Here is a 22,446-nt window from a genome sequence, read left to right on the forward strand (position 1 = left end):
CGCAACACGTTTTACTCGAACGACTTGCCAAGGGTCGGTCGGCGAATCGGTGCGCGCCCAGGCGGTTGTGATGGCGTTGGCAACAGCGCCTTGCGGTGCCGTACGGCGACGGTCGTCGGCGAATCGGTGTGCAGGTCAAGCTTCTCGCCGGCGTGGCGAATCGTCAGCTCCTCGTTCGGCCCGTCGCGCAGCGTGTAGGTCACCTCGTCGTGGTCGACGTCGACCGTCAATCGGAAATTCCTCCAGCGCAGCCGAAATCGCATTCGCGATATGCCGTGGGGTAGCTGTGGGTCGAGTGCGAGTTCGCCGTCGTCGTCTCTCAGGCCGCCGAACCCGGCAACCAATGCCGTCCACGCCCCTGCGAGCGACGCCATGTGCAGCCCGTCGCGGGTGTTGTGGTGCAGGTCGCGCAGGTCGATCAACGCCGCCTCGTAGAGGTAGTCGTGAGCCAGCTCGAGATGCCCCACCTCGGCGCACATGACTGCCTGCGTGCACGCGGACAGCGACGAGTCCCTGGTGGTGCGCCGCTCGTAGTAGTCGACGTTATGGGCCTTCTGCTCGGCCGTGAACTCGTGGCTGCGCCAGTGCATCGCCAGCGCGAGATCGGCCTGCTTGACCACCTGCGACGGATACAGCCGGACGTAGGGCTCATACAGAAGCAGCGGATACGACGTGTTCTCGGTGAAGTTCCATTCGCGCAGGGTGGTGAACCCGTCGCACTGTTGATGGATGCCCAGTTCCTTGTCGTAGGGAATGTGCGCCGCGGCGGCGGCATCTCGCCACGCAGCGGTCTCCTCCGACCCAACCCCCAATTCCACGGCCGCCTCGGGATGTCGATTGCAGGCCTCGACCGCTGTCCGAAGATTATGTGCCGCCATCAAATTGGTGAAGACGTTGTCGCGTACCACTGCCGTGTACTCGTCGGGACCGGTGACGCCGTCGAGATGCCACACCCCGTGCCGATCGTGATGGCCCAACGACATCCACAGCCGCGCGGTTTCCACCAGCACCGTCAACCCGCAGTCGGCCTCCAGCGAATCATCGCCCGTGACAACGCGATACCGCTCGAAGGCCATCGCGATGTCGGCGTTGATGTGCCAGGCCGCGGTGCCCGCGGGCCAGTATGCCGAGCACTCCTGTCCGCGGATGGTCCGCCACGGGAACGCGGCCCCCGCGAGATTTAGTTCCGCGGCGCGCTCACGGGCGAGGTCAAGAGTCGAGGCACGCCATCGCAACGCATCGGCCGCGGCATATGGGGCGGTGTAGGTGAGCACCGGAAGAACGAAACCCTCGGTGTCCCAGAAGGTGTGGCCGTCGTAGCCGGTGCCTGTCAGGCCCTTGCCGGGAATCGCGCGGCGCTCGGCACGCGCGCTGGCCTGCAGCACATGAAACAGGCCGAAGCGCACAGCCTGCTGGCAGTCGGCGTCGCCCTCGACTTCCACGTCGGCGGAGTCCCAGAACTCGTCCAGAAAGTCACGCTGCGCCTTGAGCAGGCCGTCCCACCCGCAATACTCGGCGCCGGCGACAGCGCCAAGCACCTGATCGCGCAGCGCGGGTCGCGAACGCAGGCTCGACCATCCGTAGGCGAGGAACTTGACGATGCGCAACTTCTGACCGGGACGCAGACCGCAGATGACGGTCGTCCGTGCCCAGTCCTCGCCGGCCGTGGTGTCCACCTCGACGCGGCCCGGCACGTCGATCTGATGTTTCATCGCCGCAGCCATCATCAACCGGCTGCTCCTGGTGCGGTGCACCAGCAGCGCACCCTGCTTTTCGGAGTCGTGCTGTACCGGCTCCAACGGATTGAGCAACATCGCGGCAACGCGCGGATCGGCCGACGGCTTCGGCTGGTCCTCGTTGGCGACGAGCTCGGATTGCACAGTCATGCGCGAGAAGTCGTCGACGGCCTCGACGACGTATTCGATGGCGGCCACACTCCGTTGTGCCAGCGACACCAGCCGCGTGGTGGTAAGCCGGATCCGCTTGCCAGCAGGGGAGGTCCAGCACACGTTTCGGGTGAGCGTGCCTGCGCGCAGATCAAGCACCCGTTCATGGTCTTCGAGTTCGCCGTACCGGACATCGAACGGTTCATCGTCAACGAGCAGTCGGAGGATCTTGCCGTTGGTGACATCGACGACTGATTGGCCGTCCTCCGGATAGCTGTATCCCGCTTCCGCGTACGGCAGGGGGCGCGTCTCGTAGAACGAGTTGAGGTAGGTGCCTGGCAGCCCGTACGGCTCGCCCTCGTCGAGGTTGCCGCGCAGCCCGATGTGGCCGTTGGACAACGCGAACACTGACTCGGATTGTGCGAGCAGCTTGAGGTCGAGCGTGGTCTCGCGCACGCACCACGGCTCGACGGGGAAGGTCTGTTCGGTGATCATCGGTTCGGCAGCAATTCGGCCAGGTCGGTCACGACGATGCTCGCGCCGTTGCGGCGCAACGCTTCTGCTTGACCGACACGGTCGACGCCGACGACGCAGCCGAAGTTACCCCGCTTGCCTGCCTCGACACCGGCCAGTGCGTCTTCGAAGACCGCGGCTTCGGCGGGCTCAACGCCGAGCAACTGGCCGGCCCGCAGGAATGAGTCGGGGGCCGGCTTGCCTTCGATGTGTTCCTCGCGCATTGTCACGCCGTCCACTCGCTGCTGAACGAATTTGTCGAGGCCCGTCACCTCAAGCACCTCATGGGTGTTGGCGCTGGACGACACCACGGCGACGGCGAGGTGCGCGTCGGCGACCGCCTCTAGGTAGCGGCGCGATCCCTCGAACACTGTGACGCCGTCTTCGCGGATGGTCTGGTGGAACAACTCGTTCTTCCGGTTGCCCAACCCGTTCACCGTTTCCGCCGACGGGTCGTCGTCGGGATCGCCGTCGGGCAGTGTGATGTCGCGGGACGAGAGGAAGGTCCGCACGCCGTCCTCACGCTTCTTGCCATCGACGTAGTTGAGGTAGTCGTCTGCGATGTCGAACTCGACGAACGGTTCTCCGGTCCGATCCGCCCGCTCGCGCAGGTACGAATCGAACATCGCCTTCCACGCCTTCTTGTGCACGCTCGCCGTGTCGGTCAGCACCCCGTCGAGGTCGAAGAGGCAGGCGCGGACGCCGTCAGGCAAGCCGAGCATTGTCCCTGCTGATGCTGGGGTGCACGACGCGCAGCGCCAGCAGTCCAAGGATCAGCACGCACAGCGCTGGACCACCAAACAGCACAACGGCCAGCAACAGTCCGGTCGCCGAGCCAGACAGTGCGGTGGCGAACGCGAGGGCAGCGATGACCCACGAGACAACGCAGGTGATGACCGCTATGGCGACGGCGATCACGGAGCTGGTGAGCACCCCGTAGTGCGGGGCGCCCGTGACCGCTAGTACCAGAAGGACTGGTATCCCGATGATTGCCGCCGCCGTCAACATCCCGCTCGCAGGGCCGAGTTGGCGTGCAGCGGGCATCACCAGAACGGCGGCCGCCAGCGCGGCGACCACCACGCCGACCAGTGCAATTACGCGCGAATTATGGTTTCGCATGGTCGTAGAGTGACCCGAGCACCTGACATCAAAACGCCTGCGGCTGGTGCCCGTCGGCGAGCGGCATTCTGGTTAGCACGGGGCGGGATCTATCCGAAGTGCACGCCTTGGGCCAGTGGCAGCTCTGACGAGTAATTGACGGTATTGGTGGCGCGCCGCATGTAGGCCTTCCACGCATCCGAACCTGACTCACGGCCGCCGCCGGTCTGCTTCTCGCCGCCGAACGCGCCGCCGATCTCTGCTCCCGATGTGCCGATGTTGACGTTGGCGATGCCGCAGTCCGACCCGTCGGCCGCCATGAAGCGCTCCGCCTCCCGCACGTCAAGCGTGAAGATAGCCGACGAAAGACCTTGCGGCACAGCGTTGTTCAACGCAATGGCTTCATCGAGGTCGTCATAGGTCAGCACGTAGAGAATCGGCGCGAACGTCTCAGAGTGCACCACAGCCGTCTGCGACGGCATCCGCACCACCGCGGGCGCCACGTAAAACGAAGACGTGTCGCCGGCCTCATCGTCGAGTATCCGGCGCTCGCCGCCGACCACCGCGCCGCCGTCCGCGCGGGCCTGCTCCAGAGCGCGCACCATGTCGCGGTACGCGGTCTCGTGAATCAGTGGACCCACCAGCGTGCCGTCGGACGACGGGTCGCCGACCGGCAGCTGCCGGTAGGCGTTCACGATCCGATCGACCAACTCGTCGGCGATCGAGGAATGCACGATCAACCTGCGCAGCGTCGTACAGCGCTGACCTGCGGTGCCCGCTGCCGAGAACACGATGCCCCGCACCGCGAGGTCCAGATCGGCCGACGGCGTGACGATCGCGGCGTTGTTGCCGCCCAGCTCGAGCAGCACCTTGCCGAACCGCTGCGCCACCCGCGGCCCGATCTGCTGGCCCATCCGCACCGACCCGGTCGCGCTCAGCAGCGCCACCCGCGGATCGTCGACCAGCATCTCGCCGACCCCGCGGCCGCCTTGTACCAGCCGGCTGACTTCTGGCGGCGCGCCAACGTCATCAGCGGCCCGCTCGATCAGCGCCTGGCATGCCAACGCGGTCAGCGGCGTCAGCTCCGAGGGCTTCCACACCACGGTGTCACCGCACACCAACGCGATCGCGGTGTTCCACGCCCACACGGCGACGGGGAAGTTGAACGCGGTGATCACACCGACGACACCCAGCGGATGCCAGGTCTCCATGAGGCGGTGGCCCGGCCGCTCGGATGCGATGGTCTTGCCGTACAGCTGGCGCGACAGACCGACCGCGAACTCGCAGATGTCGATCATTTCCTGCACTTCGCCAAGGGCCTCGGAGGTGATCTTGCCCGCCTCGATCGTGACGAGCGTGGCGAGATCGGCCTTGTGCTCGACGAGTAGCTCGCCGAGCCGGGCCACCAGCGCGCCCCGGACCGGCGCGGGCGTCGTACGCCAAGTCGTAAACGCTTGCGCCGCTTCAGCTATCGCGGCGCCGGCCTGTTCGGGCGTGGACTCGGCGACGGTGAACAGCACCTCTCCGGTGACCGGTGTGCTGGCCTGCAAGCCGTGGCCGCCCGGCTCGCCAAGCGATGCGCGTGAGCCGACCGCGCTCAGCGCGTCACGCGCTTGGGCGCGCAGGTTCTCGGCGGTCGGAAGCTTGGATGTCTGAGCGGTGGTCATTGTGATGCGACTTTCTCGTAGAGCTCGTATGGGTCATGGATGTGGTGTCCGAGCCGGGCTGCGAGCCAGGGCAGGCTGTACTCCGAATTATCTGCCGCCTCGGCGGCCTTGGTGTCGGTATCGAGATTCGACCGGAAGATGCCCGCCGCGGAGGCAGGCAGGAAGTCCTCGTAGACAACGGGTTTCGTCGGATCGCCGCCGTGGTAGTACGCCAGTCCGGCGGCCGCCATCGCCTCGTGGGTGGCGGGGAAGTAGTCCGCCCACGCCGCGGCAGGGTCCGGGGTGCCCATCGCGGCGTCGTAGCGTTGCCGTCCCTTCGGGGTCAGCGCAACGCCGCGCGCCTCGACCTCACCGAAGCGCACCCGCAGCGTGCCGTCGACGACTGTGCCGTCGGCCTCGCGGAAGCGCCGCGGCTCGGCCAGCGCACGAAATGACGTCTGGCGCAACAACACATCGGGACCGTCGCAGGCGGGCGGGCCCTGGATGGCATCGATCATCGTGATGCCGCGGGCCGTCATCCGCCCGTACAGCTCGTCGATATCGAGCACGCGCGGAGTCAGGTGGTTGATGTGCGTGCTGCGCACACCGGCGATGTCTGCCGCCACCGCGGACACGCGTGCAAGCTCGTCGTGCCAGCCGCGGTCGATCGGCTCACGGGACAATGCGAAAACGGATACCGCCTCGGCCACGAACCCCTCGGCGCGCGCCTGGTCTGCCCCGCCGTCGGCAGCGATCCGACGCGCCTCGGCGATCAGTGCCGGGTCGAACAACTGCCGCGCACTGATGAACCGCTCGACCCGGTCGCGCAGGTCGGGGGAGAAGAACCGCGCGTCGGCCGTCGCCAGCATCGACGCGAACACCCGGAACGGGTTGCGGGCCAACTGCTCTGTGTCGATTGGCCGAAACGCGGTGGACACGACGGGAACCGGTGATGCCGCATCGCGCAAGTCGTAGAAGCCGACGGGATGCATCCCGAACGCGGCGAACAGGTCGGCGACGTCGGCGAGTTCGCCAATGCTGCCGACGCGAATCGCGCCGTGGCGTTCGGCAGTCACTCGATCGGATGCGCCCAGCTCGCGGTTCACTTCGGCGCTGACGTCGACGAGTGTGGTGTAGGCAGGCACCTCGGCGCCATACAGTCGCGAAAGCGCTGCCGCGAATTCGGCCCGCAGCTGCCAGATCTCCCAAAAATCGCAGCGTCGGCTCGTCACACTTGCCGCCTTGGATACAGTGCGCCCATGGGCGAACCGCTCGATGAGATCGACCGCATCCTGGCGCGAGAGTTGGTCGCCGACGGCCGGGCCACGCTGGCCCACCTGGCGACGGTGGCGGGACTGTCGGTGTCGGCCGTCCAGTCCCGGGTGCGCCGGCTGGAGTCGCGTGGCGTGGTGACCGGGTATTCGGCCCGGCTCAACCCCGAAGCGGTCGGGCACATGCTCTCGGCGTTCGTGGCCATCACTCCCCTCGATCCTTCCCAACCCGATGATGCGCCCGCCCGGCTCGAACACATCGAGGAAATCGAGTCGTGTTACTCGGTGGCAGGCGAAGAGAGCTACGTCCTGCTCGTGCGTGTCGAGTCGGCGCGGGCGCTCGAAGACTTGCTGCAACGGATCCGGACGGCGGCAAACGTGCGGACTCGAAGCACGATCATCTTACAGACTTTTTACGCTGGACGCGACTATGTGCCGGAATAGTTACGGTCAGATAGTCTTTACGCCGTAAATAGTTTGTTAAGATGGGTGCATGACTGCCGTCCTGACACCTGCCGTCCTGCGTCCCGACGACGTCCGCGACGTGCTGGCCCGCAGCATCCTGGCCGATGGGCTGGACTTCGTCCTCGACATCGACCGGTCATCGGGCTCGTACCTGGTGGACGCCCGCACGGGCGACCGCTACCTCGACATGTTCACGTTCTTCGCGTCCTCCGCGCTGGGCATGAACCACCCGGCACTTGCCGATGACGAGGACTTCCGCACCGAACTCGCGCAGGCCGCGGTGAACAAACCAAGCAATTCGGACGTGTACAGCGTGCCGATGGCCCGCTTCGTCGACACGTTCGCCCGCGTGCTCGGTGATCCCGCACTGCCGCACCTGTTCTTCGTCGATGGTGGCGCGCTCGCCGTCGAGAACGCTCTGAAGGTGGCGTTCGACTGGAAGAGCCGACACAACGAGGCGCACGGTAGAGGTCCCGATCTCGGCACCATGGTGTTGCACCTGCGCGGTGCGTTCCACGGCCGCAGCGGCTACACGCTGTCGCTGACCAACACCGACCCCAACAAGGTGGCGCGCTTCCCGAAGTTCGACTGGCCCCGCATCGACGCGCCCTACATCAGGCCTGGAGCCGATATGGATGCCGTCGAAGGCGAGACGCTGCGACAGGCGCGCGCCGCGTTCGAGGCGCATCCTCACGACATCGCCTGCTTCATCGCCGAGCCGATCCAGGGCGAAGGTGGCGACCGCCACTTCCGTCCGCAGTTCTTCGCGGCGATGCGGGAGCTGTGCGACGAGTTCGATGCGCTGCTCATCTTCGACGAGGTGCAGACCGGCTGCGGGCTGACCGGAACTCCTTGGGCCTACCAGCAATTGGGCGTCGCGCCAGACGTCGTGGCCTTCGGCAAGAAGACGCAGGTGTGCGGCATCATGGCGGGCCGCCGGGTCGATGAGGTGCGCGACAACGTATTCGCTGTCAGCTCGCGCATCAACTCCACCTGGGGCGGCAACCTGGTCGACATGGTGCGGTCCCGCCGCATCCTGGAGACCATCGAGGCCGAAGATTTGTTGGTACGGGCCGCCGGGGCGGGCCGCTACCTGCTCGACCGACTCGAGGGCCTCGCAGCGGAGTTTCCGGCATCGGTGCTCGACGTGCGCGGCCGCGGGTTGATGTGTGCGTTCAGCCTGTCGAGCGGCGGGGAGCGCGACGAGTTGATACGTCGGCTGTGGGATCGCCGCGTCATCATGCTGGCCAGCGGCCCCGACAGCGTGCGCTTCCGGCCGGCGCTGACGGTGTCACGTGACGAGGTCGACATCGCCGTTGCGGCGGTACGCAAGGTGCTCACGCAGATGCGGTCAGCCGGCGAATAGTCGACCGCAGCCGAGTCAGTTCGGTTCGGCCGACGAGCTCGCAGCCATGCAACTCCGCGAGTTTGCGTGCCGCAGGCGTGAATTCGTGGTTGGTCACCACCATGGTCTTGGCGCAATCCTGCATGGGCGCACCCGCGACCACCTCCTGAATGGCACTGGTGCCGACCGGCCGGGCCTGCCGCTTGCATTGAATCGCAAGGCGGTTCGGCCGTCGGCCGACGATGATGTCGACCCCCCAGTCGCCCGTCACCGATGTCATGATCACGGGCACGCCGCAGGATCGAACCACCCGAGCGACGTAGTCTTCGAACTCCACCCCTGACATCTCGGCGGCTACGTCGTCGCGGGTGCCAAGACCGACAAGTGCGCCACGAACGAAGTGGGGCAGCGCCGCCAGTACTGCAGGCCCCAGGGCGCCAATCGCGAGGCTCCACAGCGGGGAGGCGCCGAGAAGGTATGCGGCGACCCCCGATACGACGCCCGTCACGACATACCCCTTCAACCTCACGTCTCGAATGGTAGGTCTGAGCCCCGACATCGCCTGTCCGGATAACGAACTGGTGAATCGGCTTGGATGCTGCGCTGTTGTTAGCCGGGTTAATCTCGCACCATGACAGATGAACTGACCGATCTCGAGGGGCGGATGCCCCTCGAGCAGGCTCTGGCGGGGGGAGAACCCCAGCGCATCGGTTGGTTCCGCTTCTACTTCGCTGACGAACGCTGGGAATGGTCGCCCCAGGTCGAACGCATGCATGGTTACGAGCCCGGGACAGCGCATCCGACCACGGACCTGGTGCTGTCGCACAAACATCCAGACGACTACGGACAGGTCGCCGCGACTCTGGATGAGATCCGGCGCACGGCCGGGGCGTTCTCGACCCGGCATCGCATCATCGACACCCAAGGAAATGTTCACCACGTGGTCGTGGTCGGCGACCAGAATTTCGACGACGCAGGCGAGGTCATCGGCACGCACGGCTTTTATGTCGACGTGACACCCGCGATTCACGAGGTCCATCACGAGAGCCTCTCGGAGGCGGTGGCCGAGATCGCTGAGGCCCGCAGCGGCATCGAGCAGGCCAAGGGCATGCTCATGGTGATCTACCGCATCAGCGCCGACTCCGCGTTTGAGCTGCTGAAATGGCGATCTCAGGAAACCAACACCAAGCTGCGTGCGCTCGCCGAGCAAATCACCAGGGACTTCCTCGACCTTCCCTATGACGAGATGTTGCCGGCCCGCGCGGTCTACGACAGGTTGCTGTTGACCGCGCATCTGCGCGTCGAATCCTGACGTTTATTCGCTCCGCGGACAGGGAATTCTGTCGGCATCTGATTGCGGGCGTTCTAGCAGCGAATTCGGGAGTGCGGATAGTGGCTGTCTCTCATAGTCCCAACCACGTGCGGCAGGACGAGTTGCGGCGGGACGACACCAACGTCCGCGCGGCTGTGCGCTTTGCTGTCGTCGTCGCCCTCGTTGCGGTGGGGTATCTCGTCACCGCAGTCTTGTGGGTCAGCACCTGCGATGGCGCAACAGCGGACACCGCAGCGTGTGGTGTACCCCAGCGCACCCTGCTCGCCATCGGTGCGCCGGTCATTCTGCTGGTCGGCGGTTTGCGGTCCTTTGTCCGGACGTATCAGGCGTGGCGCAGCCACCAGACGTGGTGGGCGTGGCAGGGCGCAGGCTGGTTCCTGTTCACGGTGATGCTGCTGGTGCTGACCATGAGCATGCCTGCCGTGGCCGGCCCCGCTGTGTTTGGCGGATAGTTCCCCAAAGTCGCGAAACCATTTTGGACTCCGACATTCTCGTGCGTGCCACCCCGATTTGGGTCGCCATCCGTCCAGCATCGCGCAGCGTGTGCTCGAGCGCCTCGGCGCCGACCTGTCGAACACCGATGACGCCGGACTTCCGGTGCCGCGGCCGACCGCAACGCGGTGCATCCAGCAACCGTGATGCGCGCGGCGCGCAGCATCCGCCATATCACTGAGGCCAGGTTTCCGCGGCGGTTTTCCACAAAACGGTGTCGGGTAGTTCTACCTTTGAAATCAGCCCCTTGTTTGGCGGGCGGAGGTATGCCGAGAGAGGAGTACCGATGAAAGGCCCGAAGGATCCTGTCGACCACGCGAGGACAACGCGGCCGCACGCCGGTGAGTCGATGAAGGACAACAAAATTATGCCGGGGCTCATCGTGATCGGCGTTGCCCTGGTGCTTTTCGTGTCGTGCCTTGCGGCGTTCGCCACCGGCCACCATGACGTCGGCCTGACACTGTCATCACTGTCCGCCGCTGGCTTCATCCTCGGGTCGGCGTGGCTGGCCATCGAGCATCTACGGGTGCGTCGCATCGAAGAGCGTTGGTACGCAGAGCATCCCGACGCGCATCGGCAGCGCCCAAGTAGTTGACGACACAAGAAAAGGGCCCAGCCGGTCTTCCGGCTGGGCCCTTTCTACCGAGCTGTTACGGCCGCTGCTCCGCCTCTTGGCGCTTCTCGGCGGCCTTGGCGCCTGCGCGAGCCGAATCGGCCTGCGCTTCCTTCTTCGCGACGTCCTGCTGAGCGTCGGCCTTGTCCTGCTGAGCCTTGCCCTCGCGGACCATGTCGTCACGGCCCGTCACAGTGCCGACCGCTTCCTTGGCCTTGCCCTTGACGTCCTCGACGACGCCCTTGATGCCTTCTTCAGGACCGGTGTTCTTCTTGTCGGTCATGCTTACCTTTCCGCGTGGCTGGAATCGGTCGTTGCCCACTTCTTGAGCGTGAAGCCCTTTCGGGCCGCACGAGGGGAATCTCCCCACGCGGTGACAGGGTTCCCGAAGGGCCCCGTGGCCTAAACGTGGCACTCAATGTGCGTCGCGCAGCACCGCCGAGTGGCAGGTGTATCCAGCGCGCACCCTGACCTGGTCAGGTCCCGCGCGGGCCACGTCGCCCCAGGCGGCGACGAACGTTCCTCGATGCCACCACCGGAATAGTGAGGCAAGCATCACAGGCGCGTCGGCGCCAGAGCGTTCGTACCCCAGGGACGAGGACTTGGTCCGCGGGCTGATCACCAGCCCACTACCTGAGGTGCGGCCGGGGCGTGCGGGATCGCCGGCCATTTCGAGCCGGACATCGACGACGGTGCCCACCCGATGCTGCGCCCGGTCGATGACTTGCAGGCCAAGGAACCTACTCAGCTGCATGTCGGCCCCCGGGATGTGCTCCCACCGCCGCAGGCGCTCGCCTCGTTGTGCCACCGCTTCTCCAGTCAAGCCTGGAAGCGTCTCACCCCCGATGGGAGCAAGCACCTCGCCGCTGTAGTAGGACGACAATTGCCCCGCCCCGAAAAATACATACGATGGCGCGATTTCGTCGGGTTGCGCCGCCCGCCCGAAAGGCGTGTGCCCGCCGAATGATTCAACTCGTTCAGCATCCATGGTCGCCGGAATCAGAGGTGTCCAGACGGGTCGCGGAGCGACACAGTTGACACGGATGCGGCGATCCGCGAGCGATTGAGCTAGGGAATATGTCAGCGCCAATACCGCACCCTTGGTCGCGGAGTAGTCGATCAGCAGGCGATCGCGACGTCGGCGCCCTCCTTCGCGAACGCCACCGCAACTGCGCGGCCGATGCCGGAGTCACCACCGGTGATCAGCGCGCACTTACCAGTCAAGAGGTCGCGGCCGACGTAGTCGCGCATCTCGTCGCGTGGCTTTTGCGCCATCTCGGACGTGCGCCCCGGATAGGGAATGACGCCATCCGGCTCCGTCACGGCCGGTCGACCTCATCGAACTCCGGGTCCAGCTCGACGGCTTCGAGTTGCTCCTGCCAGTCTGCGTCGGGCGCCTCTAGCGGCGCATCGGATGGAGGTTCGGCCGAGGCCTCTTCGTCGGGAATCGGTTCGCTGGCCGTCCGCTGTTGCTCTACGGCGTCGGCAACGGGGACGTCGTCGGGAAGGTGCTCGCTGTGTTGCATCCGGACGGAATACCCCGTGCAATCGCGGCGAAAACTGCTGCGGCCCACCTTTGATCCCGAATGCGAACCTGTGAATCCAGATTGCGAACAGTCGAAGGTCCGCACCGTTTGCTCACCAAATGGCTGGGGTAATCGCGTGTGTGTCTCTTTCGGTAGCTCTTTCAGTAGCTGACGCGCCGGTGAATGTGGCGATGGTCTCGATGCAGTCGAGCCCGCTGCCTGCCGACGCAGGCGAGCAGAGTGCGCATATTGCAGAGTTGTCCGCAGCACTTGCCCGCCAGGGACACCGAGTGATGGTGTACACCCGTCGTGACGATCCCGATCAGCCCGAGTGTGTCGAAACACCGCAGGGCTACAACGTGATTCACGTGCCTGCCGGCCCGCCACGGCCGCTTGATGACGACGAACTGCTGGCTGCGATGGGGCCCTTCGCCCAGTACCTGGCCGAGCACTGGGCCACCAGCGGGCACGATATCGCGCATGCCCACTTCTGGACGTCGGGCATTGCGACAGAGCTTGCGGCCCAGCGATTGCGGCTGCCCACAGTGTTGAGATTTCACGGCCTTGGCACAGAGGAGCCCAGACGCCGGTTCGAGGCGAAGCTGGCCAGGACCGCGACAGAGGTCTCCGCGAACTGCACCGCCGAAGCATTCAAGCTGATCCGGATGGGCAGGCCACGAGAAGGCACGGCCATGGTTCCGTCCGGCGTTGACGTCAACGTGTGCACACCCGGCGGGCCACTGGCACCGCGAAGCGACGCGCCCCGCGTGCTCAGCGTCGGAGAGCTGGTGCCGGACAACGGGTTCGACACAGTGATTAAGGCGCTGCCGTACATCCCTGGTGCCGAATTCGTCATCATCGGTGAGGCCGACGCAGGCCAATCCGACGCGGAGGCATGTAGATTGCGCGATCTGGCCGCCCGGTTGGGGGTCGCCGACAGGCTACGACTCCACGGCGCCGCCACAGCCGCCGAATTGCCGGCGTTGCTGCGCTCCGCAGATGTGGTCGCGTGCACGCCAAGGCACGACTCGTCCGGGGTCGTTGCGCTGAAGGCGATGGCCTGCGGCGTTCCCGTGGTCGCTTCCGCGGTGGGCGCGTCGCCCGACATCGTTGTCGATGACGTGACTGGCTATCTGGTTGCGCACCAAGACCCGAGGCGATTCGCGGGCCTGATGAACATGCTGCTGGTGAACTCATTCCTGCGGCGCAGCCTGGGGGCCGCCGGACGTGACCGCACAGTGGCCCGCTATAGCTGGGAGCGGATCGCTTCGGACACCGCCCGCCTCTATCAAGCGTCGATATCGAAAGGCGGCCACAAGCCGAAAGCCGCCACCGGCTAGCCCTTGGCCACCTTGCGGATCAGCCGCGCGGTGCTGCTCTCCAGGACGGCCTGTCGCGCAGCGGGCTCGCGGGTGCGCTCGGCTCGGCGCGCGCCTGCTGCGATCGTGAGGCCGGCCTCATATCCGTCGACCACCCGGGGGTCGACATAGGACGACCGGGCTACCGCCGGTGTGTTGCCAAGCTCTTCGGCGACCTCTTTCATGACGGCGGATTCGACCCGTTTGATCACGGTTTTGTTGACCGGCGGGTCCGCGTCGACGAACGCCGCGGCGCCGAGCACCGTGCCATGCCAGGTGCGCAGGTCCTTGACCGTGTACTCGTCTCCGACGAGCTCCTTGAACCGTGCGTTGAGGTCTTCGGCATGCAGGTCGATGTGGTCAGAACCGTTGCGGCACACCAGTAGTCGGTCGGACCTGGGCCTGTCCCGCATCAATGCCCGCACCGAGCGGATCACCTCGGGGTCGTCGATGAGTAACGTCCGGCGTACCCCGCTTTTGGCCGGGTAGTCGAACTCCACGGCCTGCTTCTGCAGTTCGATGTGCTCGCAGCGCAGCGTGGCGATGCCATACGAGTTGTGTTCCTCTGCGTACTGTTCGCCGCCTGCACGGAAGTAACCGAGATCGAGGAGGTGCAGTGCCAGGGCGAGCACTCGGTCGCGGCCCAGACCCCGGCCGCGCAGATCGGCGGCGATGCGTCGGCGCATCTCGGGCAGCGCCGCCGACATCTCGAGTACCCGGTCGAACTTTTCCTCGTTGCGTTCCTGCTGCCATTGCTGGTGATACAGGTACTGGCGTCGGCCGGCGGCGTCGGTTCCGACGGCCTGAATGTGGCCGTTCGGATAGGGGCAGATCCATACCTTCTTCCACGCAGGCGGGATCACGAGGTCTTTGATGCGCTGCAGCGTGGCCGCGTCGGTGATTGGTACGCCGTCCTGATCTTCGTAGGAGAAGCCCTTGCCGCGGCCCACCCGGCGTATCCCCGGGCCGCGGACCGCGCTACGGCGAAGTCGCATGTTTGACGAGCGACCTGAGCGGGGTATTGAACACCCACCATGGTGAAGAGGACTTGTACGGCCGTGTCTGATTGCGTGTCATTGGCGTCACTGCATCATCGCCGCCAGGACAATTTCCTCCATGGCGGGGGATTACCCCGCCGCCGTCGTTGCCACACGTCAGCCGTGACAGGTCGGCGGACCGCCGGTGGGTAGCTGGGATTCGACCTGGGGTAGTGTCGCGAGGAAATTGCCGGGAGGTCACATGGCCCATGACGCCCACACCGATAATGGGCAGCAGCGCAGCGCCCGGGCGGTCGAACTCAGGGTCGCGGCCAAGCTGGAGAACCTGGCTGTGCTGCGTACCTTGGTCGCCGCCGCGGGGACGTTTGAAGACCTCGATTTCGACGCCGTCTCCGATCTACGACTCGCAGTCGACGAAGCCTGCACCCGGCTGATCCGATCGGCCGTTCCGAACTCCATGCTCCTGCTGGTGGTGGATCCACAAGACGACGCCGTGGTGATCCACGCGTCGGCGACATGTAAGAGCCCCGACATCCTCGCCCAGGGCAGCTTCAGTTGGCACGTGTTGAGCTCACTCACCGATGACGTACGCACCTTTCAAGACGGGCAGGGTCCCGAGGACGAACGAGTATTCGGAATCTCCATGACGGCAAGGCGAGCGAGTTCGCTGCAGTGACCCCCTCGTCGGCCCAGGGTTCGTCCTCACGATCGAACTCTGAATACGCGGACGTCGCTGCCATGTTCCGCGAACTCGAAGTACTGCCCGATTCGTCGGCGCAGTTCCAGCGCCAGCGCGACCGGATCGTCGAGCGCTGCCTCCCGCTGGCCGATCACATCGCTCGCAGATTCGACGGCCGCGGCGAACCGCGCGACGATCTCGTGCAGGTGGCACGCGTCGGTCTGGTCAATGCGGTGATCCGATTCGATGTCAACGCCGGGTCGGACTTCGTTTCGTTCGCGGTGCCGACCATCATGGGTGAGGTTCGCAGGCACTTTCGCGACAACAGTTGGTCGGTCAAGGTGCCGCGTCGGCTCAAGGAACTTCATCTGAGGCTGGGCGCGGCGACGGCCGAGCTTTCCCAGCGGCTTGGCCGCGCGCCGACAGCCTCGGAACTGGCCGCCGAGCTGGACATGGACCGTGACGAGGTGATCGAGGGCCTGGTCGCGGGCAGCTCTTACAACACGCTATCGATCGACAGCGGCGGCAGTGGTAACGAAGATGCACCTGCGATTGCCGACACGCTCGGCGACGTCGATCTTGGTCTGGATCAGATCGAGAACCGAGAAGCGTTGCGGCCCTTGCTCGCTGCGTTGCCGGAGCGGGAACGGACCGTGCTGCTGTTGCGGTTCTTCGAATCGTTGACGCAGACGCAGATCGCCGAGCGGGTCGGCATCTCGCAGATGCACGTCTCCCGTTTGTTGGCGAAATCCCTAGCGCGACTTAGGGACCAGTTGCAGTAATTTGCGGGGCTCATCCTGCACAGCGGCGAGTGCCGCATCAACGCCATCGCAAATGGGCAGCGTTGAATCCGGATCGCAGATCCGCATCAGCCGGCTGACCGCTGGGCTGGGCGCCATGGCCCACTCGATCTTGTCGGCGGCGCAGCGGACGTTCAGTGTGTGCAACGCGGAAAAGCCCGCGGTGCCAAAGAAGTCCACGCCGGACAGGTCCAAGACCAGGCGGTCGGTGTGTGCGGCGTGCCGCAACGCGTAGTCGACGAACTGTTGTGCGTTCGCCGCATCGAGCTCGCCATGCGCGGTGATCACCGCCATCGATGGTTGCAGCCACCGGGTGGCGAAATGCGCCGTGTGGCAATCGGCGGGTTCGATTAGAGAGTCCGGAGAACCCGGACGGGCATGGGGGGTAGACATTGTGACTCCATCAGTGGGAATACGTGATTCGTACTGTGGTCACGTCAAATTAAATTAGGCCCTGCGTCCTCAAAGCCTCGCTACAAGGCGGGTTTCTCTACCCTGCGCGTCGTCTGACGCTTCCCGCTGGCTGTGAACTCAACCTCATTCGACCCTACGCCGAACGGTGATCATGTCGCAATCGATCTAGCAGGTTTTTCGTCCGCCCAGCTCAGGGCGGAAACCGTACGGACGGTCGGCTACTCCGGCGGGCCACTGATGTTTCACACTGTTCACATGCAGAACAGCGGCACCGCGGCCGGTGTGTTGCTGGCCGCCGGGGCCGGTACTCGCTACGGCATGCCAAAAGTGCGTGCCGAGGGCGGACGGTGGCTGCGGGCCTGCATCGCCGCGCTGACTGATGGGGGCTGCGACGACGTCGTCGTGGTGTTGGGCGCCGCGCAGGTCGGCGTGCCTGAGCCCGCGCGTGCGGTGATCGCATCGGACTGGGAGGACGGGCTCAGCGCGTCGGTGCGCGCGGGCATCAATGCCGTCGACGCTTCTTTTGCTGTGTTGCACGCGGTCGATACCCCCGACGTCAGCGCGGCGGCGGTGCGGCGGGTGCTCGACGCCGCGCGGTCCTCGGCGTCCGGGCTGGCCCGCGCCCAGTACGGTGGCAGGCCCGGGCATCCCGTCGTCATTGCGCGCGAGCACTGGCCGGAGTTGTTGGCCGGGCTTCGCGGCGACGAGGGTGCCCGGCCGTTCCTGAGCGGGCGCACGGACGTGGTCGCGGTCGATTGTGCCGACCTGGCGTCCGGTCGGGACATCGACACGCCTTAGGGGGCTGACCACCGCCAGCGCGGGGAACTCGCTGAGCGCGCTGCGTCTGCAGGTCCTCGTCGGCGAGCGGGGCATCGGCAGATCCATTCCGGTAGCACAGCATTCGCGATTCTCCGCGGGGCAGATCGCCAGCGGCCGAAATACCCAGCGCCGCAACGGTAGTCGCGACATTGACTTCGGCCCCCCGGCGCCCCGGATGAAGGTTTCCACGTTTTCCAGCGGTCCGTGGTGGGCCGAAAGGACGATCAGAGCTTCACCGACGCAAGTGATGTGGGGCATCGGTCAGAAGAACGTGTGGACGAGGTCGACCACGGGTGGATCGGGCTGGGTGTAGTCGGCGATCACCGGAATCAGTCGCCACTTGTCGAACGCGGTGCACGGGTGCGACAGGCCGAGGCGCACGATGTCGCCGATGCGCATGGACCTGGCTTGCGCACCACGGACGAAGGTGTGCTGGTCGTTCATCGCGGCGACCGGATGGTGGCCGACGACCGGCAGACCCTCGTCGTACGGCAGATCGCGCTTGCCGGCGTCAAGCAGGGCCAGCTCGGGCTCGGGCGTGGAGATCACCCGCGCCCAGCCGTGGATCGCGGTCTGCAGGTGCACGGGATTGTGCGGCTGCACACTGTCGGCGAAGGGTGAGATGTGGGCATAGAACCCGTCGTCGTGGGTGATGTAGGCGCCGGATCGCAGCACCACCGTGGCGCCGTTCGCAGCCGCGTTTGCGAACCGCTCGGCGACGAGGTCGGGGTAAGCGCTGCCACCGGCGGTCAGAAGCGGTCCGGCCGGCAGCAGATGTTGCAGTCGGCCGTACAGCCCGGCGAGGTCGTCAAGGTAGGTCGTGATGCGGGTCAGCGCGCCGGGGGAGCGGTCGTGGCCCAGGGCGCCTTCATAGCCGGCGACGCCGGCCAGCGTCAGATTCGGCGCCTGCGCGATGGCTTCGGCGACCGCAACGGCCTCGTCGATGGTGCGCGCGCCGCAGCGCCCACCCGGGAAGCCGAGTTCGATGAGCACGGCGACGGGGCGGGGGGCCTTGTCGAGCACGCTGGTCATCAACTCGACCGTCGTCACCGAGTCGGCCCAGCAATAGAACTCAAAATCGGGATCCCTGCTCAATTCGTCGGTCAGCCACGTCAAGTTGGCCGCGTCGACCACCGCATTGGCGAGCATGATGCGGCCGACCCCGAAGCGTCGTGCGAGCTGGGCCTGCCACGGGGTAGCCAAGGTGATCGCCCACGCCCCCGCCTCGAGCTGGCGCCGCCACAACTGCGGCGCCATGGTGGTCTTCCCGTGTGGCGCGAGCAGCATATTGCGCTCGGACGCCCATCGCGCCGTGGCACTGATGTTGTGGCTCAAGCCGGTTTCGTCCAATGTCAGTAGCGGCGTGGCGAATTGGGACAGATGCGGTGTGGTGGCCAAGAATTCGTCGACGGTCAAGCCCCATGCCGTCGGCGGCAGCGATTTGTGCTGCGGGCCCACCACGGTGTACCTGAGATCGTTGAGAAGTATCGGATCCATCGCTAGCTCCCTTGTCCGCTGATGGCCGTGACGAAACCTCTGGCCCTGTCGGCGATCGCCGCCCCGCTCGCCGCCTCCACCAGATCCGGCGCGACGACGTCGGTCCCGGCAGTGACCGCCATGGCCCCCGCGTCCAGATAGGAAGCGGCGATTCCGGCGTTGATGCCTCCCGAGGGATTCAGTGCAAGCCCCGGGAACGGACCGTGGAGGTCGCGGACGTAGTCGGGTCCCGCGGCGCGGGCGGGGAAGATCTTGATGGCTGCCGCTCCTAGGTCCACCGCCGCCAACACTTCCGTTGGGGTGTAGGCGCCATGATGACAGGGACGTTGCGGGGCCCGGCGACCTGAGCGACGGACTCACGGACCGCGGGTGTGACCAGAAACTGCGCGCCTGCATTGATTGGGGTGCCGGCGTCCTCGGCCGTCAGCACCGTCCCCACCCCGACCACCGCAGCATTGTCGATGGTTGCGCCGGCGAGGTGTGCCAGGACGCCCGGTGTCGTCAACGCGAGCTCGACCGCACGAAGCCCGCCAGTGGCCAGTGCCGTGACCAGAGAAGCGACATCGAATGGTTGCGACACGCGCACGACGGTGACCGCGCGATCCTCGGCGATCACTTGCAGCGCGGCCGCGCTCACTGATCTGTCACCTTGCTCAGGAACTGGATCGTCTTGGGATGCTGGGGGTTATCGAACGGGTGAGCACCACCAAGGTCATACCGTCGTGGGCCAGGCTGCGCATCCCGTTCGTCATCTCGCGGACGAGTTCGGGATCCAGCGCTGCTGCCGGCTGCACCGCTAAGCGTAGGCGCGGTTGTCACAGGCTCTCGGCGAACCGGCGCACGGCGTCGCCGGCGGCCTCGGCAGCTTCGGCATGGCCGGGCCGTGGCCGGAGGCCGATCAACCCGGTGGCCGGCTGCAGCGTGACCTCTGCGAGCAGTTCGCCCGTCGTCGGCTCGCAGACCGCCCACGAGTAGGTTGCGTCCGACCCCCATTGGGCGCTGCGCCGCGCCACGTAGTCGGGGTCCGTCTCACCCAGTTCTGCCAGCGCCGGTCGGTCATCGATGCGGTCATCCGCTCGAAGCGCACGCAAATACCAAGCACCTGCATTGATTTCGACGGCCTCCACGCGTCTGATGGTAGGCATGAAGATCACAGTTATCGGGGCGAGCGGTCTCATTGGCTCCAAGGTCGTCGACCTCCTCACCGCCGAGGGCCACGACGTGGTCGCTGCGTCGCGCGGATCGGGCGTCGACGTGCTGACCGGCGCGGGCGTTGCCGAGGCGCTCAGCGGCGCCGACGTGCTCGTCGACGTCGTCAATTCGCCGTCGTTCGAGGACGATCCCGTGATGGAGTTCTTCAAGAAGTCGACCACCAACCTGGTGGTTGTGGCGGCGCGCGCCAACGTCGGCCACTACGTCGCGCTGTCGATCGTCGGTGTCGACGCGTTACCAGATAGCGGCTACCTGCGGGCAAAGGTGGTGCAGGAGAAGATCATCACCGAATCGGGCCTGCCATACACGATCGTGCGGGCGACGCAATTCGCCGAATTCACCGACGCCATCACGGATTCGATGGCCGACGAGGATCAGGTGCGGGTACCGGACGCGTTGATTCAACCGATCGCCGCCGCCGACGTCGCCAACTCCGTCGCCCGCGCGGCCGTCGCCGAGCCTCTCAACGGCGTCGTGAATATCGGTGGGCCACAGAAGATCTCGTTCGAGCAGATGGCCCGCGACACGTTGGCGCGCCGGGGCGAGGACAAGGAGGTCGTCATCGACCCCGATGCGCAGTACTTCGGTACGAAGCTGGCCGAACGCAGCCTGGTGACCCCAGACTGATTGCGATTTCGGCGCGCTGCCGCCCGCTCAGCGTCCGTCGGCGCGCCGAAATCACTTGATCTCGGCGAGCACCGTTCCTTGAGTGATCGCGGCGCCGGCCTCGACGGCCAGGCCGGTGATGGTGCCGTCCTTGTGGGCGGTGACGGGGTTCTCCATTTTCATCGCCTCGAGCACCACCACGAGATCGCCCGCCGACACCTGCTGGCCCTCCTCGACGGCCACCTTCACGACGGTGCCCTGCATCGGCGCGGTCACCGCGTCGCCGGACGCGGCAGCGCCGGAGTGTGCACCACGCTTGCGGGGCTTGGGCTTCTTGCGCACGACGCCGCCCGCAGCGGGCGCACCGCCGTTGCCGATCGCGAGGTCGCCGGGCAGCGACACCTCGAGCCTGCGGCCACCGACCTCGACCACGACGGTCTGCCGCGGGATGGTGTCCTCTTCTTCGATCGGATCGCCACCGGTGAACGGCTCGACGGTGTTGTCCCACTCCGTCTCGATCCAGCGGGTGTGCACGGTGAAGCCGTCGTCATCACCGATGAACGCCGGGTCGGACACGATCGCGCGGTGGAAGGGGATGACGGTCGCGAGGCCCTCGACGTTGAACTCGGCAAGGGCCCGGCGGGACCGGGCCAACGCCTCGCCGCGAGTCGCGCCGTACACGATCAGCTTGGCCAGCATCGAGTCGAACTGGCCGCCGATCACCGAGCCGCTCTCCACGCCGGAGTCCAGTCGCACGCCCGGGCCGCTCGGCGGCTCGAACTTGGTCACCGGGCCGGGCGCGGGCAGGAAGCCACGGCCTGCGTCTTCGCCATTGATCCGGAACTCGATGGCGTGTCCGCGCGGCGTCGGGTCTTCGGTGATGTCCAGGGTCTCGCCGTTGGCGATCTTGAACTGCTGAAGCACCAGGTCGATGCCCGCGGTCTCCTCGGTCACCGGATGCTCGACCTGCAGACGGGTGTTGACCTCGAGGAAGGAGATCAGCCCGTCCTGGCCGACCAGGTATTCGACGGTGCCTGCGCCGTAGTAGCCGGCTTCCTTGCAGATGCGCTTGGCCGACTCGTGGATCTCCTTGCGCTGCGCGTCGGTCAGGAACGGCGCAGGCGCTTCTTCGACAAGCTTCTGGAACCGGCGCTGCAGCGAGCAGTCGCGGGTGCCTGCGACGACGACATTGCCGTGCTGGTCGGCGATGACCTGGGCCTCGACGTGGCGTGGCTTGTCGAGGTATCGCTCGACGAAGCATTCGCCGCGACCGAACGCCGCAACAGCCTCACGGGTCGCCGAGTCGAACAGCTCGGGGATCTCCTCGATGGTGCGGGCCACCTTCATGCCGCGGCCGCCGCCGCCGAACGCGGCCTTGATCGCGATCGGAACGCCGTACTCCTTGGCAAACGCGACGACCTCGTCGGCGTTCTTCACCGGGTCCGGGGTGCCGGGCACCAGCGGCGCCTGGGCGCGCGCCGCGATGTGGCGGGCGGTCACCTTGTCGCCGAGGTCGCGGATCGACTGCGGGCTCGGTCCGATCCAGATCAGCCCGGCGTCGAGCACCGCCTGCGCGAAATCGGCGTTCTCCGAAAGGAATCCGTAGCCGGGGTGGATCGCGTTGGCGCCGGACTTCTCGGCCGCGTCGAGCAGCTTGGCGAAGTCGAGGTAGGACTCCGCGGAGGTCTGGCCGCCAAGCGCGAAGGCTTCGTCGGCGAGCCGCACGTGAGGTGCGTCGGCGTCAGGCTCGGCGTACACGGCGACGCTCGTCAGCCCGGCATCCTTGGCCGCCCGGATCACCCGGACCGCGATCTCCCCACGGTTGGCGACGAGCACCTTGGAGATCTTCGAGCTGGCGTGACTAGGCACTTCGCC

24 protein-coding genes and 3 pseudogenes are annotated in these 22,446 nt (G+C 66.1%); 11 read left to right on the forward strand and 16 right to left on the reverse strand.

Features of this window, described 5'->3' with window-relative positions; genetic code table 11:
- Positions 1 to 11: 11 nt before the first annotated feature.
- From MYCSM_RS06275 to hglS, 5 genes are all read right to left on the reverse strand, one after another.
- Positions 12 to 2,381, reverse strand: a complete 2,370-nt coding sequence (locus MYCSM_RS06275; protein WP_015305305.1) for a glycoside hydrolase family 65 protein — start codon at positions 2,379 to 2,381, stop codon at positions 12 to 14.
- Entirely contained in the window at positions 2,378 to 3,121 is a 744-nt protein-coding gene (locus MYCSM_RS06280) for a beta-phosphoglucomutase family hydrolase (RefSeq protein WP_015305306.1), read from the reverse strand. The genes MYCSM_RS06275 and MYCSM_RS06280 overlap by 4 nt, the downstream gene beginning before the upstream one ends.
- Positions 3,105 to 3,518 (reverse strand): hypothetical protein, encoded by a 414-nt coding sequence (locus MYCSM_RS06285; protein ID WP_015305307.1) that lies wholly within the window; start codon positions 3,516 to 3,518, stop codon positions 3,105 to 3,107. The genes MYCSM_RS06280 and MYCSM_RS06285 overlap by 17 nt, the downstream gene beginning before the upstream one ends.
- 89 nt (positions 3,519 to 3,607) lie before the next feature.
- A complete protein-coding gene (gene amaB, locus MYCSM_RS06290; RefSeq protein ID WP_015305308.1) occupies positions 3,608 to 5,164 on the reverse strand; it encodes an L-piperidine-6-carboxylate dehydrogenase in 1,557 nt (518 codons plus the stop codon).
- Entirely contained in the window at positions 5,161 to 6,375 is a 1,215-nt protein-coding gene (gene hglS / locus MYCSM_RS06295) for a 2-oxoadipate dioxygenase/decarboxylase (RefSeq protein ID WP_015305309.1), read from the reverse strand. Before hglS ends, amaB begins: the two co-directional genes overlap by 4 nt.
- A 27-nt stretch (positions 6,376 to 6,402) precedes the next feature.
- Here hglS and MYCSM_RS06300 point away from each other — a divergent pair, with 27 nt between their 5' ends.
- Complete coding sequence (locus MYCSM_RS06300) at positions 6,403 to 6,858, forward strand: Lrp/AsnC family transcriptional regulator (RefSeq protein ID WP_015305310.1); 456 nt, start codon at positions 6,403 to 6,405, stop codon at positions 6,856 to 6,858.
- A 49-nt stretch (positions 6,859 to 6,907) separates the two neighbouring features.
- Positions 6,908 to 8,245 carry an L-lysine 6-transaminase gene (gene lat, locus MYCSM_RS06305; RefSeq protein WP_015305311.1) on the forward strand — a complete coding sequence of 446 codons (1,338 nt, stop codon included), beginning with the start codon at positions 6,908 to 6,910 and terminating at the stop codon, positions 8,243 to 8,245.
- Here the strand turns inward: lat and MYCSM_RS06310 are convergent.
- Positions 8,217 to 8,783, reverse strand: coding sequence for a restriction endonuclease (locus tag MYCSM_RS06310; RefSeq protein ID WP_015305312.1), 567 nt, complete (start codon positions 8,781 to 8,783; stop codon positions 8,217 to 8,219). The genes lat and MYCSM_RS06310 overlap by 29 nt on opposite strands.
- 72 nt (positions 8,784 to 8,855) lie before the next feature.
- Here MYCSM_RS06310 and MYCSM_RS06315 point away from each other — a divergent pair, with 72 nt between their 5' ends.
- From MYCSM_RS06315 to usfY, 4 genes and pseudogenes are all read left to right on the forward strand, one after another.
- Positions 8,856 to 9,536, forward strand: a complete 681-nt coding sequence (locus tag MYCSM_RS06315; RefSeq protein ID WP_041311413.1) for a PAS and ANTAR domain-containing protein — start codon at positions 8,856 to 8,858, stop codon at positions 9,534 to 9,536.
- A gap of 80 nt (positions 9,537 to 9,616) precedes the next feature.
- On the forward strand, positions 9,617 to 10,009 hold the full coding sequence (locus MYCSM_RS06320; protein WP_015305314.1) for a hypothetical protein: 393 nt from the start codon (positions 9,617 to 9,619) through the stop codon (positions 10,007 to 10,009).
- Positions 10,010 to 10,059: 50 nt separating this feature from the next.
- Positions 10,060 to 10,154 (forward strand): annotated as a pseudogene (locus MYCSM_RS38075) (flavodoxin); the annotation flags it as partial.
- Between the two features lie 181 nt (positions 10,155 to 10,335).
- Positions 10,336 to 10,644 (forward strand): protein UsfY, encoded by a 309-nt coding sequence (gene usfY, locus MYCSM_RS06325; RefSeq protein WP_015305315.1) that lies wholly within the window; start codon positions 10,336 to 10,338, stop codon positions 10,642 to 10,644.
- A 55-nt stretch (positions 10,645 to 10,699) separates the two neighbouring features.
- Here usfY and mbp1 read toward each other — a convergent pair whose 3' ends face one another.
- The 4 genes and pseudogenes from mbp1 to MYCSM_RS06345 all read right to left on the reverse strand — a co-directional run bounded on the left by mbp1 (position 10,700) and on the right by MYCSM_RS06345 (position 12,188).
- Positions 10,700 to 10,945, reverse strand: coding sequence for a microaggregate-binding protein 1 (gene mbp1 / locus MYCSM_RS06330; protein ID WP_015305316.1), 246 nt, complete (start codon positions 10,943 to 10,945; stop codon positions 10,700 to 10,702).
- A gap of 132 nt (positions 10,946 to 11,077) precedes the next feature.
- Complete coding sequence (locus MYCSM_RS37740) at positions 11,078 to 11,485, reverse strand: hypothetical protein (RefSeq protein ID WP_232425785.1); 408 nt, start codon at positions 11,483 to 11,485, stop codon at positions 11,078 to 11,080.
- Positions 11,486 to 11,937, reverse strand: a pseudogene (locus tag MYCSM_RS06340) (SDR family oxidoreductase); the annotation flags it as partial.
- 44 nt (positions 11,938 to 11,981) lie between these two features.
- A complete protein-coding gene (locus MYCSM_RS06345) occupies positions 11,982 to 12,188 on the reverse strand; it encodes a hypothetical protein (RefSeq protein ID WP_015305317.1) in 207 nt (68 codons plus the stop codon).
- A gap of 179 nt (positions 12,189 to 12,367) precedes the next feature.
- Here MYCSM_RS06345 and MYCSM_RS06350 point away from each other — a divergent pair, with 179 nt between their 5' ends.
- Entirely contained in the window at positions 12,368 to 13,528 is a 1,161-nt protein-coding gene (locus tag MYCSM_RS06350) for a glycosyltransferase (protein ID WP_015305318.1), read from the forward strand.
- Here MYCSM_RS06350 and MYCSM_RS06355 read toward each other — a convergent pair.
- Positions 13,525 to 14,541, reverse strand: coding sequence for a DNA topoisomerase IB (locus tag MYCSM_RS06355; RefSeq protein ID WP_015305319.1), 1,017 nt, complete (start codon positions 14,539 to 14,541; stop codon positions 13,525 to 13,527). The genes MYCSM_RS06350 and MYCSM_RS06355 overlap by 4 nt on opposite strands.
- Before the next feature lie 244 nt (positions 14,542 to 14,785).
- Between MYCSM_RS06355 and MYCSM_RS06360 the strand changes: the two genes are divergently transcribed.
- Entirely contained in the window at positions 14,786 to 15,220 is a 435-nt protein-coding gene (locus MYCSM_RS06360; protein ID WP_015305320.1) for an ATP-binding protein, read from the forward strand.
- A complete protein-coding gene (locus tag MYCSM_RS06365; protein WP_015305321.1) occupies positions 15,217 to 16,005 on the forward strand; it encodes an RNA polymerase sigma factor SigF in 789 nt (262 codons plus the stop codon). Before MYCSM_RS06360 ends, MYCSM_RS06365 begins: the two co-directional genes overlap by 4 nt.
- On the opposite strand, the gene MYCSM_RS06370 is transcribed toward MYCSM_RS06365, so the two are convergent.
- Positions 15,976 to 16,416, reverse strand: coding sequence for an STAS domain-containing protein (locus tag MYCSM_RS06370; protein WP_015305322.1), 441 nt, complete (start codon positions 16,414 to 16,416; stop codon positions 15,976 to 15,978). The two genes, MYCSM_RS06365 and MYCSM_RS06370, sit on opposite strands and share 30 nt — an antisense overlap.
- A gap of 276 nt (positions 16,417 to 16,692) precedes the next feature.
- Here MYCSM_RS06370 and MYCSM_RS06375 point away from each other — a divergent pair, with 276 nt between their 5' ends.
- On the forward strand, positions 16,693 to 17,235 hold the full coding sequence (locus MYCSM_RS06375; RefSeq protein ID WP_041313363.1) for a nucleotidyltransferase family protein: 543 nt from the start codon (positions 16,693 to 16,695) through the stop codon (positions 17,233 to 17,235).
- 282 nt (positions 17,236 to 17,517) lie between these two features.
- On the opposite strand, the gene MYCSM_RS06380 is transcribed toward MYCSM_RS06375, so the two are convergent.
- The 3 genes and pseudogenes from MYCSM_RS06380 to MYCSM_RS06390 form a co-directional block, all read right to left on the reverse strand.
- Complete coding sequence (locus tag MYCSM_RS06380) at positions 17,518 to 18,753, reverse strand: alanine racemase (protein WP_015305324.1); 1,236 nt, start codon at positions 18,751 to 18,753, stop codon at positions 17,518 to 17,520.
- Between the two features lie 2 nt (positions 18,754 to 18,755).
- Positions 18,756 to 19,390: pseudogene (locus MYCSM_RS06385) on the reverse strand (bifunctional 4-hydroxy-2-oxoglutarate aldolase/2-dehydro-3-deoxy-phosphogluconate aldolase).
- 178 nt (positions 19,391 to 19,568) lie between these two features.
- Positions 19,569 to 19,880: a hypothetical protein gene (locus MYCSM_RS06390; protein WP_041311417.1), complete on the reverse strand. Its 312-nt coding sequence runs from the start codon at positions 19,878 to 19,880 to the stop codon at positions 19,569 to 19,571.
- A 16-nt stretch (positions 19,881 to 19,896) separates the two neighbouring features.
- On the opposite strand from MYCSM_RS06390, the gene MYCSM_RS06395 reads away from it, so the two are divergent.
- Positions 19,897 to 20,592 (forward strand): SDR family oxidoreductase, encoded by a 696-nt coding sequence (locus tag MYCSM_RS06395; protein ID WP_041311419.1) that lies wholly within the window; start codon positions 19,897 to 19,899, stop codon positions 20,590 to 20,592.
- 51 nt (positions 20,593 to 20,643) lie between these two features.
- On the opposite strand, the gene MYCSM_RS06400 is transcribed toward MYCSM_RS06395, so the two are convergent.
- Positions 20,644 to 22,440, reverse strand: a complete 1,797-nt coding sequence (locus tag MYCSM_RS06400) for an acetyl-CoA carboxylase biotin carboxylase subunit (RefSeq protein ID WP_015305326.1) — start codon at positions 22,438 to 22,440, stop codon at positions 20,644 to 20,646.
- Between the last annotated feature and the right edge of the window lie 6 nt (positions 22,441 to 22,446).

Source organism: Mycobacterium sp. JS623 (genome assembly GCF_000328565.1).
GTDB lineage: Bacteria > Actinomycetota > Actinomycetes > Mycobacteriales > Mycobacteriaceae > Mycobacterium.

Excerpts from the sequence above, each read along its gene's own strand:
- MYCSM_RS06275 (WP_015305305.1), bottom strand. The coding sequence starts at position 2,381 with ATGATCACCGAACAGACCTTCCCCGTCGAGCCGTGGTGCGTGCGCGAG.
- MYCSM_RS06280 (WP_015305306.1), bottom strand. The coding sequence starts at position 3,121 with ATGCTCGGCTTGCCTGACGGCGTCCGCGCCTGCCTCTTCGACCTCGAC.
- MYCSM_RS06285 (WP_015305307.1), bottom strand. The coding sequence starts at position 3,518 with ATGCGAAACCATAATTCGCGCGTAATTGCACTGGTCGGCGTGGTGGTC.
- amaB (WP_015305308.1), bottom strand. The coding sequence starts at position 5,164 with ATGACCACCGCTCAGACATCCAAGCTTCCGACCGCCGAGAACCTGCGC.
- MYCSM_RS06300 (WP_015305310.1), top strand. The coding sequence starts at position 6,403 with ATGGGCGAACCGCTCGATGAGATCGACCGCATCCTGGCGCGAGAGTTG.
- lat (WP_015305311.1), top strand. The coding sequence starts at position 6,908 with ATGACTGCCGTCCTGACACCTGCCGTCCTGCGTCCCGACGACGTCCGC.
- MYCSM_RS06310 (WP_015305312.1), bottom strand. The coding sequence starts at position 8,783 with ATGTCGGGGCTCAGACCTACCATTCGAGACGTGAGGTTGAAGGGGTAT.
- MYCSM_RS06315 (WP_041311413.1), top strand. The coding sequence starts at position 8,856 with ATGACAGATGAACTGACCGATCTCGAGGGGCGGATGCCCCTCGAGCAG.
- usfY (WP_015305315.1), top strand. The coding sequence starts at position 10,336 with ATGAAAGGCCCGAAGGATCCTGTCGACCACGCGAGGACAACGCGGCCG.
- mbp1 (WP_015305316.1), bottom strand. The coding sequence starts at position 10,945 with ATGACCGACAAGAAGAACACCGGTCCTGAAGAAGGCATCAAGGGCGTC.
- MYCSM_RS06345 (WP_015305317.1), bottom strand. The coding sequence starts at position 12,188 with ATGCAACACAGCGAGCACCTTCCCGACGACGTCCCCGTTGCCGACGCC.
- MYCSM_RS06355 (WP_015305319.1), bottom strand. The coding sequence starts at position 14,541 with ATGCGACTTCGCCGTAGCGCGGTCCGCGGCCCGGGGATACGCCGGGTG.
- MYCSM_RS06360 (WP_015305320.1), top strand. The coding sequence starts at position 14,786 with ATGGCCCATGACGCCCACACCGATAATGGGCAGCAGCGCAGCGCCCGG.
- MYCSM_RS06370 (WP_015305322.1), bottom strand. The coding sequence starts at position 16,416 with ATGTCTACCCCCCATGCCCGTCCGGGTTCTCCGGACTCTCTAATCGAA.
- MYCSM_RS06375 (WP_041313363.1), top strand. The coding sequence starts at position 16,693 with ATGCAGAACAGCGGCACCGCGGCCGGTGTGTTGCTGGCCGCCGGGGCC.
- MYCSM_RS06380 (WP_015305324.1), bottom strand. The coding sequence starts at position 18,753 with ATGGATCCGATACTTCTCAACGATCTCAGGTACACCGTGGTGGGCCCG.
- MYCSM_RS06395 (WP_041311419.1), top strand. The coding sequence starts at position 19,897 with ATGAAGATCACAGTTATCGGGGCGAGCGGTCTCATTGGCTCCAAGGTC.